This window comes from Novibacillus thermophilus, assembly GCF_002005165.1.
GTDB classification, from domain to species: domain Bacteria; phylum Bacillota; class Bacilli; order Thermoactinomycetales; family Novibacillaceae; genus Novibacillus; species Novibacillus thermophilus.
This window is the reverse complement of sequence record NZ_CP019699.1, coordinates 2,727,786-2,742,613: the sequence shown is the minus strand read 5'-3', so window position 1 is coordinate 2,742,613 and position 14,828 is coordinate 2,727,786. Positions and strand designations below refer to the sequence as shown.

14 protein-coding genes are annotated in these 14,828 nt (G+C 52.6%); 6 read left to right on the top strand and 8 right to left on the bottom strand.

From position 1 onward, the window contains the following. Positions 1-127: 127 nt before the first annotated feature. Positions 128-904 carry a phosphosulfolactate synthase gene (gene comA, locus B0W44_RS13230; RefSeq protein WP_077720441.1) on the top strand — a complete coding sequence of 259 codons (777 nt, stop codon included), beginning with the start codon at positions 128-130 and terminating at the stop codon, positions 902-904. Positions 905-961: 57 nt separating this feature from the next. Next, complete coding sequence (locus B0W44_RS13225) at positions 962-1,417, top strand: DUF441 domain-containing protein (RefSeq protein WP_077720440.1); 456 nt, start codon at positions 962-964, stop codon at positions 1,415-1,417. Positions 1,418-1,439: 22 nt separating this feature from the next. Here B0W44_RS13225 and efp read toward each other — a convergent pair whose 3' ends face one another. Genes efp through aroQ form a run of 3 tightly spaced genes read right to left on the bottom strand, consistent with a single transcriptional unit; the run spans position 1,440 to position 3,544 of the window. Then, a complete protein-coding gene (efp, locus tag B0W44_RS13220) occupies positions 1,440-1,997 on the bottom strand; it encodes an elongation factor P (protein WP_077720439.1) in 558 nt (185 codons plus the stop codon). A 33-nt stretch (positions 1,998-2,030) separates the two neighbouring features. Beyond that, positions 2,031-3,095, bottom strand: coding sequence for a M24 family metallopeptidase (locus B0W44_RS13215; protein ID WP_077720438.1), 1,065 nt, complete (start codon positions 3,093-3,095; stop codon positions 2,031-2,033). Then, a complete protein-coding gene (gene aroQ, locus B0W44_RS13210) occupies positions 3,092-3,544 on the bottom strand; it encodes a type II 3-dehydroquinate dehydratase (RefSeq protein ID WP_169835574.1) in 453 nt (150 codons plus the stop codon). The genes B0W44_RS13215 and aroQ overlap by 4 nt, the downstream gene beginning before the upstream one ends. A 170-nt stretch (positions 3,545-3,714) precedes the next feature. Between aroQ and B0W44_RS13205 the strand changes: the two genes are divergently transcribed. Together B0W44_RS13205 and B0W44_RS18215 are read left to right on the top strand one after the other, a co-directional pair. Then, the gene (locus B0W44_RS13205) at positions 3,715-4,392 is read left to right on the top strand and encodes a L,D-transpeptidase family protein (protein WP_077720437.1); all 678 of its coding nucleotides are present in this window, start codon (positions 3,715-3,717) and stop codon (positions 4,390-4,392) included. Positions 4,393-4,661: 269 nt separating this feature from the next. Next, a complete protein-coding gene (locus B0W44_RS18215) occupies positions 4,662-4,853 on the top strand; it encodes a hypothetical protein (RefSeq protein ID WP_169835573.1) in 192 nt (63 codons plus the stop codon). 8 nt (positions 4,854-4,861) lie between these two features. Here B0W44_RS18215 and B0W44_RS13195 read toward each other — a convergent pair whose 3' ends face one another. The 4 genes from B0W44_RS13195 to B0W44_RS13180 form a co-directional block, all read right to left on the bottom strand. Then, complete coding sequence (locus tag B0W44_RS13195; RefSeq protein ID WP_335582617.1) at positions 4,862-5,821, bottom strand: patatin-like phospholipase family protein; 960 nt, start codon at positions 5,819-5,821, stop codon at positions 4,862-4,864. A 77-nt stretch (positions 5,822-5,898) separates the two neighbouring features. Then, positions 5,899-6,360, bottom strand: a complete 462-nt coding sequence (gene mntR / locus B0W44_RS13190; RefSeq protein ID WP_077720434.1) for a transcriptional regulator MntR — start codon at positions 6,358-6,360, stop codon at positions 5,899-5,901. A 70-nt stretch (positions 6,361-6,430) separates the two neighbouring features. Continuing rightward, positions 6,431-7,162, bottom strand: coding sequence for a metallophosphoesterase (locus B0W44_RS13185; protein ID WP_077720433.1), 732 nt, complete (start codon positions 7,160-7,162; stop codon positions 6,431-6,433). A gap of 217 nt (positions 7,163-7,379) precedes the next feature. Further along, positions 7,380-10,694, bottom strand: a complete 3,315-nt coding sequence (locus tag B0W44_RS13180; RefSeq protein ID WP_237087412.1) for a vitamin B12-dependent ribonucleotide reductase — start codon at positions 10,692-10,694, stop codon at positions 7,380-7,382. Positions 10,695-11,003: 309 nt separating this feature from the next. On the opposite strand from B0W44_RS13180, the gene dat reads away from it, so the two are divergent. Further along, positions 11,004-11,858 (top strand): D-amino-acid transaminase, encoded by an 855-nt coding sequence (gene dat, locus B0W44_RS13175; protein ID WP_077720431.1) that lies wholly within the window; start codon positions 11,004-11,006, stop codon positions 11,856-11,858. 112 nt (positions 11,859-11,970) lie between these two features. On the opposite strand, the gene B0W44_RS13170 is transcribed toward dat, so the two are convergent. Further along, positions 11,971-13,245, bottom strand: a complete 1,275-nt coding sequence (locus B0W44_RS13170) for a serpin family protein (RefSeq protein WP_077720430.1) — start codon at positions 13,243-13,245, stop codon at positions 11,971-11,973. A gap of 201 nt (positions 13,246-13,446) precedes the next feature. Here B0W44_RS13170 and B0W44_RS13165 point away from each other — a divergent pair, with 201 nt between their 5' ends. Then, positions 13,447-14,823 carry an MATE family efflux transporter gene (locus B0W44_RS13165; protein ID WP_335582616.1) on the top strand — a complete coding sequence of 459 codons (1,377 nt, stop codon included), beginning with the start codon at positions 13,447-13,449 and terminating at the stop codon, positions 14,821-14,823. Positions 14,824-14,828: the final 5 nt, after the last annotated feature.

Below are 14,828 nucleotides of genomic sequence, written 5' to 3'. Positions count from 1 at the left end.
AACGTTCATACACAAAAAGCGATGGAACCCGGACCCCCAAAACCCGTAATGGAATTCGTCCGCAAACACCCACCCTGTCTCCGGGGCATAGTCTGTAATCGTAAATACGTTTGAAAGGAGAGCGCCGATGGACTGGGAATGGGTGAAGGAACGCACGGCAAAACCACGCCAATCCGGCGTGACGATGGTCATCGATACGGGCCTCGGAATGAACGCCTTTCGGGATTTACTGAACATCGCCGGCCCGTACATCGACTTTGTCAAATTAGGGTTTGGGACGGCGGGTCTCACGCCTTCCGGCGTTTTGCAAGAAAAGATTGCGTGTGCCAAAGAGCACGACACTTTGGTGTATCCCGGGGGAACGTTTTTTGAAGCGGCTTTTGCCAGGGGATGTTGGGAGCGCTATATGGAGACGTTAGAACAAGTAGGGTTCCCGGCAGTTGAGATTTCAGAGGGGAGCCTGACTCTCCCGCCGGGAATGCGCCAAAACGTGATTTCTCGCATGAGCGAATCTTTTCTCGTCTTGTCTGAGGTGGGTAAAAAAACGAAAGGGACTTGTATCTCCTTCGACCAGCTGTACCGCACTTATGAACAAGATCGACTGGCGGGTGCCTCCTACGTCATCGTCGAAGGGCGTGAATCGGGAAAAGACGTCGGCATTTACGACAAAAACGGGGAGCTCGATCCCAAATTCGTACAAGAAGCCCAAAAACGGTGTGGCACGGACATCATTTGGGAAGCACCGTTGAAGTCACAGCAAGCGACACTGATTCAGTTGCTCGGGGAAAACGTGAACCTGGGAAACGTCGCGTCAAAGGACGCCCTTGCTGTGGAAGCGCTGCGCCGCGGCTTGCGTTCAGACACATTTTCCGTCAACCTTCAACCGGAACTGTCGACGCAATAATATTTCGCCCCTTGTCCACATAAAGTGTAATACGAATAAGTGGACAGGGGTTTTCGTATGTACGGAGACATACTACTCGTCGGCCTCATCGTGATCGGCATAATCGGACGTTCGCCCATCATCGCCACTGCCGCGAGTTTCCTGCTAATTTTAAAACTGTCACACCTAGAACACTACTTTCCCGCCATCGAACGCCGCGGGCTTGAGTTAGGGCTCTTGTTCTTGACGATAGCGGTCCTTATACCGTTTGCCAACGGCAGCATCGGATATAAGGACGTCTTATCTGTGTTTACAAGCGCACCGGGAATTTTGGCTCTCATCGGAGGAGCACTTGCCACGTACATGAACGGCAAGGGGCTCGATTTGTTGAAAATCGATCCAGAGCTCATCGTCGGTCTCGTCATCGGCTCCATATTCGGTATCCTCTTTATGCGTGGAATTCCGGTCGGCCCCCTCATGGCAGCCGGGATCACGGCTTTTTTGCTAAAGGTGTTTTCATTTTTTTTCAGATGACGCGCATGCCGCTTTGCACGGCTCATACTCGGGATACGTATTCCTCTTTGCGCGTGTCGACGATGATTTTGTCTCCAACGTTGACAAAAAACGGCACTTGAACCGTCAGTCCGGTTTCCAGCGTGGCCGGCTTCGTTCCGCCAGACGCGGTATCCCCTTTAATGCCCGGTTCCGTGTCTACGACTTCCAGCTCGACTGTATTCGGCAGTTCGACTCCGATCGTTTCTCCTTTCACACTCACAATGTTTACGTTCATGTTCTCTTTCAAAAATTTAATTTCCCGCTCGAGATTTGCCGCGGGGAGTGTAATCTGCTCGTACGTTTCATTGTCCATAAACGTGTACTCATCCCCGCTGTTGTACAAGTACTGCATCTGCCGCGTCTCCACGTGAGCGCGAGGGACTTTCTCTCCGGCCCGGAACGTCCGCTCTTGAATATTACCGTTGCGCAAATTCCGCAGTTTGGAACGGACAAACGCGGCCCCCTTTCCCGGTTTGACATGTTGAAAATCCATAATTTGCCATGGGTCTCCATCCAGTTCAATGGTGAGACCCGTACGAAAATCGTTCGTGGATATCACAACGCATCCTCCTTTAAAATGGTCCTGTACCGTCTACACGATGACAAGTTCTTTTTCACTCCGTGTCAGTCGTTTGCAACCGGACCCCGTGATCACGACGTCGTCTTCAATGCGCACGCCGCCCAAATCGGGAATGTAGATGCCGGGCTCAACGGTCACGACCATGCCCGGTTGCAGAACGGTTTCACTCTTGTGTGAAAGGAGCGGCCCCTCGTGCACGTCTAAGCCAATTCCGTGTCCTGTACTGTGGCCGAAATTGTCGCCGTACCCTCTTTCCGCAATGTAGTGGCGGGCGAGTGCGTCGGCTTCTCGTCCGGTCATTCCCGGCCGGAGGCCTTGGAGCACACGTTCTTGCGCCTTGAGGACAATATCGTAAATGTTCCGTTGTTTTGCGCTCGGTTCGCCGACGACGACAGTCCGCGTCATGTCCGAGCAGTATCCTTCGTACACCGCGCCGAAGTCCAGTGTGACGAAGTCGCCCTGCTCCAGCTTTTTTCCGCTCGCCACCCCATGGGGCAGTGCCGAACGCTTGCCGGAGGCCACAATGATGTCAAACGAAGACGACTGGGCACCTAGCTTGCGCATGACAAACTCCAGCTCGAACATCACGTCCCGCTCAGTGACACCTTCCCGAATGAACGATAGGATGTGCTCGTACGTTCGGTCAGCGATCTCGGCAGCTTTTTGCAAAATGGCCAGTTCCCGTTCGTCTTTGATCTGGCGCAAGCGTTCGACGACCTGATCCGACGGCTTTAATGCCGTGCCTTTAAGCTCTTGCTCTAGCTCTCGAAATTGCGCAACCGTTAAGTGGTGCTCTTCGTACGCGAGAGATCGGATCTCCAAACGGGCACACTGTTCGGCAACCGTTTGCCAAATTGTCCCTTTATGCTGGACGATGTGGAAATGCGGCGCCTGTTCTCGGGCTTGAGTCACGTAGCGAAAATCTGTTATGAGCAGGGCGCGGTCCCGGGTGACCAGGGCAAAGCCGGAAGTCCCAGTGAAACCCGTCACGTAGCGGCGATTTACGGCGTCAGACACCAAGAGGGCGTCGATATTTTCTTTGTGCATGAAGTGCCGCAGTCTCTCCAGCCGCTTCATCGCGCATTCACCTTGCGTTCTACAGCTTTTTTTATGGCGTACAGTCCGAGTTCGTAGCTGTCGTAACCAAAACCGGCAATCTGGCCGATGACGGCTGGGGCGAGAACAGACATACGGCGAAACGGTTCCCGAGCGTGAATGTTCGAAAGGTGAATCTCGATGGCCGGGACGTCGACAGCGCGCAGTGCGTCGTGAATCGCATAACTGTAGTGGGTGTACGCCCCGGCGTTCAGCAGTATGTAGTCATAGCGTTCGTCCGCCTGATGAATGTATTCGACGATTTCCCCTTCGCTGTTGCTCTGGAACGCGTGAACCTTCAAGCCCCACATTTTCCCTACTTCTTTCAATCGGGCGTTCATTTCCTCGAGCGTCATGCGGCCGTAAATACCCGGTTCCCGTTTACCCAACATATTCAAGTTCGGACCGTGTAAAACGAGTACTTCTATCACCTGTACTCCCCCTTTTTCTCCCCTGCCATTTTATCACATTCACACCGTAAATCCTATTGGCGCCGCTTTTTGCACAAATTGTTTCATTTGGAGGATAAGGTTTCCGTTGCCTATGAATACTATGTACATGCTCCGTCTTTCAGCTGCGAACGACTTAAGGAGATCAAAACATGCGGATATTGTCAACCTTTTTGCTTTCGTTATGCCTCGTTCTAACAACCGGCTACAGTGCGCCTCCCCAAGGCGTTCCCCGGGATACGGGGGACTCGACGTCTAACCGCTACATCTTGATCGACTTATGGAAACGGCAACTGTTCCTGTACGAAGGAGACCGTGTCGTGAAACAGTACCCAGTCGCCCCTGGACGTGAACAGCATCCGAGCCCGATCGGCGAATGGGTGATTACGTACAAGTCGACAGACTGGGGCGGAGGATTCGGGACACGCTGGCTCGGATTAAATGTGCCGTGGGGGATTTACGGGATCCACGGCACGAACTTGCCACACACAATTGGCCAAGATGCGAGTCACGGGTGTTTTCGCATGTTTAACGAACACGTTGAAGAACTGTTTTCCCTCGTGAACACCGGCACACTTGTCATCGTAGACGGCCCTCTTCCCAGGCGCGACGAGTGGGCGCTCAAAACCCTTGTCCGAGGGGACAAAGGTTCCGATGTGTTGCTCGTACAAAACCGGTTGCGGGCTTCCGGCTACTACGAAGGACCCGTCGACGGCATATTCGGATACGGGTTGGAAGCGGCGGTCAAGCGCTGGCAACGAGATATGAACTGGGAAGTGACCGCGCAAATCAGTTGGCGAGAGTACTTGGAGCTGGGGTTAGTCGAGTAGCGCGATATGGCACTTTAGAGCGACTTGCGATACAATACAATTGTGATTACCGGATATGAAAACGGGGACAATGACAGTAAACCCGCTCACACAACCGGCCGGAATGGGGGTATCGCCATGTTCTACCGAAACAGCTGGATGTACCTCATGGTTGCTTTGATCGCTGTAGGAGTGTTCGCCGGGTTCGCCCGCAATCCGGGGGCGTCCTCCTGCCCCTCGCCGTTTTCGGGATCGTTTTCTACCTGTACAAATTTCCGCCGAAGTGGCTTTTGCGATGGGCTGGACGGCCTCACTCCGCATCGAGAGACGAACACAAAAAGTATCAAAAAGCGCTGCGCACGGGCAAACACCGGCAAAACCAAAGGGGAAAACTGGCAAAACGCAAACGGCGCAAACATTACCCGTTCCAAGTGATAGACGGGCACAAGAAAGGTTGGCATCCGCGCCGCAAAAGTCAGTAAACGGAAGCCTAAGGCAGCTTGTTCTGTCTCCTGTTGATCGTCACAACTACCTTGCCGTGGAAGTTCTTTAAATACTGCTGAAAATCCCATTGCCGGAAAAATTTCTCGGCTGCTTTTTTTCCCGCGTCAAAGAGAGCCGCGCTCTTTTCCGGGGTGATGTGAAAATCGGTCGACTTTACACCTAATGAAGGGACGAGAATTGTACGCACTTTGTCTTGCTCTTCTAAGTGTCTTGTGTCGTGCGCGTCCATCATGGTTTGGAAAAGGGCCCGAAAGAGAGAGAACGGCCCTCGTATCTCATGTGGCGCGGCCTCTCCATCTTCGGACACGAGGCGAAAGCCGAACGTCGGCCATTTGGGTGCTTCTTCATCAAACAGCCACAACGGAAAATTGCTCAACACACCGCCGTCGACCATGTAATTGCGCTTCGGTTCGGATCGGCTGTAAAGCACAATCGGATCGAAGAAAAAGGGAATCCCGCAACTCATCCGCACTGCCCGGGCCACCGGCAAGTCGACTGCCGACAGTCCATACAACTTCAAATCTTCAGGTAGTACCACCAGTCTCCCCCGGGTGATGTCGGAAACGACGATTTGCAATGTGCCGGCTTTTAAATCGGCAAACGTGTGGACCCCTTTCTGACGCAGCAAGTCATCCAGCCACCTCTCGATTTCTTTCCCCGAGTAAAGCCCTTTTTTTATCCACAACCGCGCCACGGGTCCGATATAAGGCAATAAGTGCCACGCTCCTGGTTCTGTAAACAGGGTGTAGTCCAACTCTTCGATCACGCGACGGATCTCCTCAGCCGTATACCCTGCCGCTACTAACGACGCAATAATCGCTCCTGCCGACGTTCCCGCCATCCGTCTCCACCGGTAGCCGCGCTGTTCGGCGACGGTCAGTGCCCCGACCAATCCAATCGCTTTTACGCCTCCCCCTTGAAAGACAGCGTTTGCCCACAACGGCACCACCTCCATCTCCCTTTGTGTATATCGTATGATGCAGTTTCACAAAAAAACCTGCCATCGTGACGATCGCAGGTTTTTTACCGACTGTCTCCTCTATTTTTTTCTTCCATTTCCGCTTCTTCCGCTTCGTCGGCAGCTTTGAGCATATGTAAATCCTCAATCCTCTTCGGGTCGTCGCGGAAGTACTCTACCAAGTATTCCAAGCACGTAATGGCATCCCAGCTCAAGTGGTGTTCGATGCCTTCTACGTCTGAATAGATGAGGTCCTCATCCACGCCAATGATGCGAAGGAACTCTTCTAACAGCTCATGCCGATCCACCAAGCGTTTGCCCATTTTTTTGCCTTTCGGGGTTAAAATGAGACCGCGGTATTTTTCGTACACTAAATACTTTTTTTCATCCAGTTTTTGCACCATTTTCGTCACCGAAGACGGATGCACGTCCAAGTGTTCGGCAATGTCTGAAACGCGGGCGTACCCTTTGTCTTCTATCAGTTGATAGATGCGCTCCAAATAGTCTTCCATGCTTGGTGTCGGCATCTCGACTTCCTCCTCTACTTTCGTTCGTCCTTTTCATCCGTCCACTCTATCATAACACAGTCGAGACCTGTCATCGGACTCGCAACAGGTTAAAATTCAAATAATCACACGAGACGAGGCGCAGTTCAATTCCGTCCACTTCACCGTTAATCGCAGTTCGGTGCGCGTTTCCGTGCAGGTGACCGTAAAGGCATAACTCGACGTCGTACTGTTTCAACACGTGAAAAAAGTCGCTGTCCGGAGCGTAAGTCGTAAGCGGTGGGTAATGCAACATGGCGATGACCGGTCTTTCGGGGTGATCTTTCCGCGCACTTTCCAGGGCGAGGTTGAGGCGCCCCACTTGACGGTCGTGTATTTTGCGGTCATACGTTTCATCCCAGTCGGCATCTTGTGGCAGTATCCACCCCCGCGTTGCAACCACTACATAGTCTCCCACCAGTGTGTAGTCTCCGTCAATCCACTCCATACTTTCAGGAAGGACGCTGCGAATTTTCTTTTTAGTCGTCACGTAGTAGCAGTGGTTGCCCGGTGACATCACTTTCCGGCCAGGAAGCTGGTGAATCCAGCGAAAGTCGTGGACAGCTTGCTCCAGCTTCATGGCCCAGCTGATGTCTCCGGGAATGAGCACGGTGTCGTTTTCGGATACGCTTTGCAACCAATTATCCCGAATTTTGTCAAAGTGACGCTCCCACCCGCAAAATACGTCCATGGGTTTGTATTGGTCTTTCTCCGCGTCGATGTCGTACAAGGTGACGTCTTTATTAAACGACAAGTGTAAATCGGCTATGGCGAATATACGCATATTTTATATCTCCCGCAGTGACATCGTCCATTATATTGTGACCGAAACAGTCCTCTCGCGCAACTTTTTCTGCCATTTATGCTCTACGGATCCCAGTTCTCCTGTCATTTTTCTGCGTGGAATGCGGAAGCTGTCTCCACAATGGAAAGAAGTGGTGCAGGATGTGTAGTATGAAAAGGCGCCTCCCCTAAAGGAAGCGCCCGTACAAAAGCCGATCTTACGAACAACCTGTCGTCGAACCGCAGTCGAGGCAGACGTAACACGTCCCGCTTTGCTTCGTCATGCCGCCGCACTCAGTGCAGATGGGAGCGCCGTTGCTCGCCACTTTCGCACTGTTCAACTTTGGCTCGGCAAGCTGGGGTAAGGTTGGTTTGTCCGCCGATTGTTCCATCTCCCTTTGAGTTGCCGTTTGTTTGACATCGGCAGTTCGATTTTTTCTCTCCTGCTGTTTCAACTTGTTTTGGTAGTAGCGGAGCTCTTCATCGGCTGGCGGCACTTGAACAAAGTCTTTTCGGCCTAAATACTCCATGCCGATCATCCGGAACACGTAGTCGACGACGGAAGTGGCCATCTTAATGTTCGGGTGATCTACTACACCGGCCGGCTCAAACCGCGTAAAGGTGAAGGCGTCGACGTATTTTTCAAGGGGAACGCCGTGCTGCAGGCCGAGTGACACGGCTACAGCAAAAGCGTCCAACATCCCGCGCATCGTCGTCCCCGCTTTGTGCATGTCAATGAACAGTTCCCCCAGGGAGCCGTCTTCGTATTCACCTGTTCGCACAAAAATTTTCTGCCCCGCTATGCGTGCTTCCTGGGTGAACCCTTCCCGCTGACGCGGTAGCCGGCGCCGTTCGCTTGTCGCATGCCCTTTGGCGATGAACTCCCTGTACTCGCCAGAAGTGGCCGCAGGTTGGACTGTTTCCGCTCCTTGGATATCTGTTTCCACTGCCGTGTCGGTTTCTTTTGTCTCATTTTTATCTCCCTTGCTGTTGAGCGGTTGGGAACTTTTCGAACCGTCCCGGTAAATGGAGATCGCTTTTAAGCCGTACTTCCAGCTTTCCCAGTAAGCGTGCTGAATGTCCTTTCGTGTTGCGTGTTCTGGCATGTTGATCGTCTTGGAAATGGCACCGCTCAAAAACGGCTGGGCAGCGGCCATCATCCGAATGTGCCCCATGTAGTGGATGTAACGGGTTCCGTGTTTGCCGCATTTGTTCGCTGTGTCGAATACGGGATAGTGCTCTTCCTTCAAGTGCGGAGCGCCTTCCGTCGTCAGCATACCGCAAATGACGTCGTTCGCTTCGTCGATCTGCTCTTGCGTAAAGCCGAGTGCCTTCAACAAGTCAAACTCTGGGGATTGGTATTGTTCCGGCGTAAACCCTAAGCGGGACAAACACTCTTCCCCGAGTGTCGACACATTAAACGCGTAAGGCAGTTCGAACACTGTTGGAAGGGCGTCTTCCACTTTCTTGATGTCATCGTCTGTAAAGCCAATGTTTTTGAGCGACTCCCGGTTGATGTGAGGAGCGCCGTCTAACGAGAGAGTCCCGGTTACGTAAGTCAAAATGTCTTCAATTTGCTTCTCGTTGTAACCCAAGTTTTTCAAGGCCGGGCGGATGGATTGGTTGGCGATTTTGAAGTAACCGCCGCCGGCCAGCTTTTTAAATTTGACCAGGGCAAAATCCGGTTCGACACCTGTCGTGTCGCAATCCATCAACAGCCCGATGGTGCCGGTCGGCGCCAGCACTGTGACTTGCGCGTTGCGGTATCCGTATTGTTCCCCTAACTCCAACGCTTTGTCCCAGCTCGTACGGGCCGCCGCGAGCAAATCTTTCGGACAGTGTTCTTCACTGATGCCGAGTGGTTTGATCGTCAGCCCTTCGTACTCGTCTTCCGGAGCATCGTAACTGGCGCGGCGGTGGTTGCGAATAACCCGCAGCATGTGCTCCCTGTTGTGTTTGTACGCTTTGAACGGGCCGAGCTCCTTCGCCATTTCAGCCGACGTGGCGTAAGCTGTACCGGTCATGATCGCTGTGACGGCTCCCGTAATGGCCAATGCCTCCTTCGAATCGTACGGGATGCCGGACACCATTAACACCGTCCCGATATTCGCGTAGCCGAGCCCGAGTGTCCGGAATTCGTAAGACAGCCTCGCGATTTCTTTGGACGGAAACTGGGCCATCAGCACCGAGATTTCCAGCACGATCGTCCATAACCGGACACTGTGTTCCAGTCCGTCTATATCGAACTGGCGGCGTTCGGCGTCAAAAAATTTCAGCAAGTTGAGGGACGCGAGGTTACACGCCGTATTGTCCAAAAACATGTACTCCGAACACGGGTTGGACGCGTTGATGCGGTTGTGCTTGGCACCAAGTTGACCGTCACTTCCGGCTGGACACGTGTGCCATTCGTTAATCGTATCGTCACACTGGATTCCGGGGTCCGCACACTCCCAGGCCGCATCGGCGATTTGATCCCACAGATCGCGGGCCCGCAGTTCTTTGCTGACCTTGCCGTCAGTGCGGCGAATCAGCTTCCACGTCCCATCTTCTTCTACCGCTTTAAAGAACGCATTCGGGACGCGCACCGAGTTGTTGGAGTTCTGTCCGGACACCGTTTCGTACGCCTCTCCGTTAAACGACGGATCGTACCCGGCTTCAATGAGCGCCCGCACCTTCTTTTCTTCGTTCGCCTTCCAGTTAATGAATTCCTCGACGTCCGGATGGTCCAAATCGAGACAGACCATCTTCGCCGCCCGCCTCGTCGTTCCGCCGGACTTAATGGCGCCGGCGGCGCGGTCGCCGATTTTCAAAAAGGAGAGCAGTCCGGACGAACTCCCACCGCCGGACAGCGGTTCCCCTTTGCCGCGGATGTTGGAGAAGTTCGTCCCCGTTCCGCTGCCGTACTTGAACAGGCGCGCTTCCCGCACCCACAGATCCATAATGCCGCCTTCGTTCACGAGGTCGTCTTCGATGGATTGGATGAAGCAAGCGTGGGGCTGTGGACGTGTATACGCATCTTTACCCTGTTTTATCTCTTCCGTCTCAGGGTCCACGTAGTAGTGGCCTTGTGACTTCCCGGTAATATTGTAAGCGTAAGCGAGCCCAGTGTTGAACCACTGCGGCGAGTTGGGCGCAGCCATCTGGTGAAGCATCATGTACACGAGCTCATCGTAAAAGGCCTGTGCGTCCTCTTTTGTATCAAAATAGCCGTACCGTTCCCCCCAGTCCCGCCAGCATCCCGCTAAACGGTGGACAACCTGCTTAACGCTTCTCTCGGGTCCTGTGACCGGCTTCCCGTTCTCGTCCAAAATCGGTTCGCCGTTTTCATCAGTTTGCGGCACTCCGGCCTTTCGGAAGTACTTAGAAATCATAATGTCAGCCGCGACTTGCGACCAATGTTTCGGCACTTCTGCCCCTTTCATTTCAAACACGACAGATCCGTCTGGATTCGTAATGCGCGAATCCCTCAGCGTATATTCCACTGATGCAAAGGGATCTTCTCCCGGCTTTGTATAGTAGCGTTTAATCTTCAAGGTGAGTCCTCCTCGTTGCCGAGTGTCGCGCACTCAGCACTATATATATGTAATTTTCATTATAACACTACTATATATAGTGTAAATACCGTTGTAAATCGCCCAATTCGTCTCCTTTCTCACTATTTTCTCCCCCTTAGCTTGTCCAAACCCTGCCGTACACTTTATTCCTCATTTTTTGACGGCTTGCATTTTTGGCGCTGATCAAGTATTGACGTGGGGCGTGGACGTGATAGGATATCATCGGTTGAAACTTTTGGCCGATTTCTGCACACTAATGCTATGACACTGAATAAAGGAGACGGAAAGATGCTTGTATTGGTAAACGACCAGATCAAGAGCCGGGAAGACGTCCGAATTGACTTAGAAGACCGCGGTTACCAGTTCGGAGACGGGATTTACGAAGTCATTAGCGTGTACAACGGGCAACCGTTCCTCATGGATCAACACATGCAACGCCTTGAGCGCAGCGCCCGCGAATTAATGCTGGACCTCCCTGTGTCAATAGGACGACTAAAAGAGAAGGTTCAAGCGTTAATCGAGCAAGAAGGGCGGAGCACGTGCAGCGTGTACCTTCAAGTGACCCGCGGAGCGGCGCCGCGCCGCCATCCGTTTCCAACCTCCGCGACACCCGTGCTCACCGGCTACATCATGGATAGCAACCCGCCACGCGACTTGCACGCCGAGGGGATTCGCGCCATCACGACAGACGATATCCGCTGGCTCCGCTGTGACATCAAAAGCCTAAACCTGCTGGGAAGTGTGTTGGCAAAGCAAAAAGCAGTAGAACAAGGGTGTCAAGAAGCCATTCTACACCGGAGCGACACCGTTACGGAAGGCAGTTCGACAAACGTATTCATCGTCAAAAACGGAACACTCTATACGCACCCGGCCAACCATCTCATCCTACACGGCATCACCCGTCACGCAGCGATCCAGCTAGCCGAAAAATTAAATACGAACGTCAAGGAGACGCCGTTCAAGCGCGAAGACCTGTATGAAGCGGACGAAGTGTTTGTCACCGGCACGTCCATCGAAATCTGTCCCGTCACCCACGTGGACAACCGCGCCATCGGGAACGGCCAACCCGGCGACGTGACGAAGCAGTTGCAACGAGCTTTTTATGATCTCATAGTGGAAGAGACAGCGATGAAAGCTGAATGAGCCACCGCAAAGCGCCTGTCCCCCTTGTGGGAGACAAGCGCTTTTTGTTGCGGGACGACTTGAGCCGAACAGGTTATTCCAGGTGTATGCCCGACCCATGGCGCGGACTGCTTCATTCAGGCTCCTCGACTGCTCCCATGAACAACAGCGTTCCCGTTTCACGGTCTTGAATGGTGAAGAAAAACGGACGGTCCACCCTCATAGTAAAGGAGTCGACAGGAGCGGACACAATCCCCACTTCAACCGAAGTCGCACCGGATGCTTCTGCTCCTTCTTCGTTCACTTCGATAAACGTTTTGTGTTTCACCTGTTTAATAAAGGCATTCTCGTCTGGGGCAGCTGACAAGTCAACCATCCGGTGAAAATTGGCTCGCTGTTCGTCGAACGCTATTTCCATGCCCATGGCTTTTAACGCCTCGTTTAATGTTGTTTCGTACGTTAACTGAAAGCGCGGAAGTTGAATTGTGCCAGACATCTTTTCAAACTCAGTCGACCATTTCGCCCAGTTCTCAACGTTGAGTTGTGCGTAAAACGCTTCCGAGCTCGATCGATCTTCAGGAAGGTAGATCGTCATGCTGAATAGCCCACTGCCGTAAGGCAGCTCTACAGCTTGAAATCCGTTGCCTGCGTAATATGCGTACTCTCCCGACTGGGACATCATCGGGACTCGCTTTGTTTCCCCGTCTCGCAAGTAAAAATCGGCGTCTACTGTGCCCGCCGGATCAAAAGGATTTGTCCACTTCCCTTTAAAATAAAGGGCATTCATTAGGAAGAGGAACGTTTCCGGATCGATGCTGTCTACTATATCTTCAATTTTGCCGTTCGTTTCCTCTCGCACCCACTCGTTGATGACGTGAGGCGCTTGAGGATGGTCAAAATCGAGTTCTGTCACCTGCGCATTGTAAAATTTTCCCACTTGCCGTATAAAATCCGGTCGAAACGGCGTCCCTTCTCGGCCCCAAAGAGCGTTGGCGACATTGAGCTCCACATCGGAATCCGTTCGTTCGACTACGCTGTGTAACGCAGCCTGGGAGCGGTTCACGTCTTCCATACTGAGATCTCGCACGTGTAAGACTTCTGCCATGGCATCCTTCGTCTCTTCTGCCGCCCCGTTATACGTCATGGACAGAGCGGTGGCGACACTGAATGGAGAAATAAACGTATTGGGCCCGGCATCTTCAAGCCTCACGTTCGCAAACAGTTCAAACGCAAACCGGTTGTTTGCCGCGAGCACGCGTTCTGCTGCGTCTTCAGCTCCGTAAGCCGTTTCATCCTTTTCATTAGGTGGAACGTTCGGATTGCCATTCTCCGTACCGCAGCCAGAAGCAAACAACAAAGCCACTCCGACAACGGTCGTCAACACGTATCCCACGTGACGACGTATCATCGCACATACACCGTCCTTCCTGATCCTCTTGTCTCCTTACGTTAGACGAGCGGGAAGCCCAGGTGTTTCACTCCGTTGTCAGTTGAAAAAATGCTAATGACGTGATAGATTAGATCACAATCAACACAAAAGTCGCTTTCTCTCCGACAGAGTGGAACCAAGCCCGGGAGGTATTCGTTCAGAATATGCCGGGTTTTTCGTATGGATGAACGTTTATATATTGCGAGGGATGCCGCCATGCATCACGCCCAAACACCAAAGGAAAAAGTCGCTCTACTCTTCAAGATATTTTGGCCGATCATGGTGACCCAAGTTGGCTTGTATGCGATGAACTTAGTGGGCACGATGATGGCCGGCCGTTCGGGTACAGACGATCTAGCCGGCGTAGCCATAGGGTCGAGCATTTGGATGCCCGTTTTTACTGGAATGAACGGGATTTTAATGGCGGTTACCCCCATTGTTTCCCAGTTGCTAGGCAGTGGACAGCGCCACAAAATCGGCGAGTCGGTGACCCAGTCGCTTTATTTGTCCGTCCTGCTCTCGGTCATCGTCTTGGTAGTGGGAGCTGTATTTCTCGAACCGCTCTTGTCGCTCATGGTGCTTGAACCAAATGTTCACCACATCACTAAGCACTTCTTAATCGGGCTGTCCTTCGGCATTGTCCCGCTGTTCGCGGCCAATGTCCTCCGTTATTTTTTTGACGCACAAGGTTATACACACATTATGATGGCGATCATGCTCTTAGTTGTTCCAGTCAACGTCGTGCTCAACTATTTTTTCATTTTTGGCAAATTCGGTTTTCCAGCTCTCGGCGGGATCGGTGTCGGGTATGCGACGGCTGCCACTTATTGGTTTATCTTTATCATTTGTGTCATCATCACCTTTAAAGTGAAAAACATGCGCACGTATCACCTATTCGTCAAGTGGTTTTCCCCCTCGCTCAAGACGTGGAGAGAGCAGCTCCGGATCGGTGTTCCAATGGGGCTTTCCGTCTTTTTTGAATCGAGTATTTTTGCCGTCGTCACCCTGTTGGTCAGCACAATGTTCAGCACGGTGACGATCGCCGCCCATCAAGCGTCGATAAATTTCACGTCCCTGTTGTTCATGGTCCCTCTGAGTATCTCCATGGCGCTCACAATTGTCGTCGGTTTTGAAGCGGGAGGGAGACGTTTTGCCGACGCTAAACAGTACGCCCGCTTAGGTGTCACGTCGGCAATCGGCATGATGGCAATTTTTTCTCTTTTCCTGTACTTCTTCCGGGAACAGATCGCACACTTGTACTCTGACAATGGCGAAGTGGTGGATTTAGTGAAACAATTCCTTATTTTTGCTATCTTTTACCAGATGTCCGACGCAGCACAAGCATCGCTCCAAGGGGTGTTGCGCGGCTACAAGGACGTCACCATTCCGTTTGTGACCGCCCTCGCCTCGTATTGGGGGATCGGCATTCCAGTCGGATACGGGCTGGCTTCTTTCACCGACTGGGGGCCGTTCGGCTTTTGGATCGGGATTACCGCTGGATTGACGTGTGCAGCCCTCGGCTTTTTGTTGCGCCTGTTCATCATCCAAAAAAGGTGATAGGG

Coding starts and splice junctions, on each gene's coding strand:
- B0W44_RS13185 (WP_077720433.1), bottom strand. CDS start 7,162: ATGCGTATATTCGCCATAGCCGATTTACACTTGTCGTTTAATAAAGAC.
- dat (WP_077720431.1), top strand. CDS start 11,004: ATGCTTGTATTGGTAAACGACCAGATCAAGAGCCGGGAAGACGTCCGA.
- comA (WP_077720441.1), top strand. CDS start 128: ATGGACTGGGAATGGGTGAAGGAACGCACGGCAAAACCACGCCAATCC.
- B0W44_RS13215 (WP_077720438.1), bottom strand. CDS start 3,095: ATGAAGCGGCTGGAGAGACTGCGGCACTTCATGCACAAAGAAAATATC.
- B0W44_RS13225 (WP_077720440.1), top strand. CDS start 962: ATGTACGGAGACATACTACTCGTCGGCCTCATCGTGATCGGCATAATC.
- B0W44_RS13205 (WP_077720437.1), top strand. CDS start 3,715: ATGCGGATATTGTCAACCTTTTTGCTTTCGTTATGCCTCGTTCTAACA.
- B0W44_RS13165 (WP_335582616.1), top strand. CDS start 13,447: ATGGATGAACGTTTATATATTGCGAGGGATGCCGCCATGCATCACGCC.
- B0W44_RS13170 (WP_077720430.1), bottom strand. CDS start 13,245: ATGATACGTCGTCACGTGGGATACGTGTTGACGACCGTTGTCGGAGTG.
- mntR (WP_077720434.1), bottom strand. CDS start 6,360: ATGCCGACACCAAGCATGGAAGACTATTTGGAGCGCATCTATCAACTG.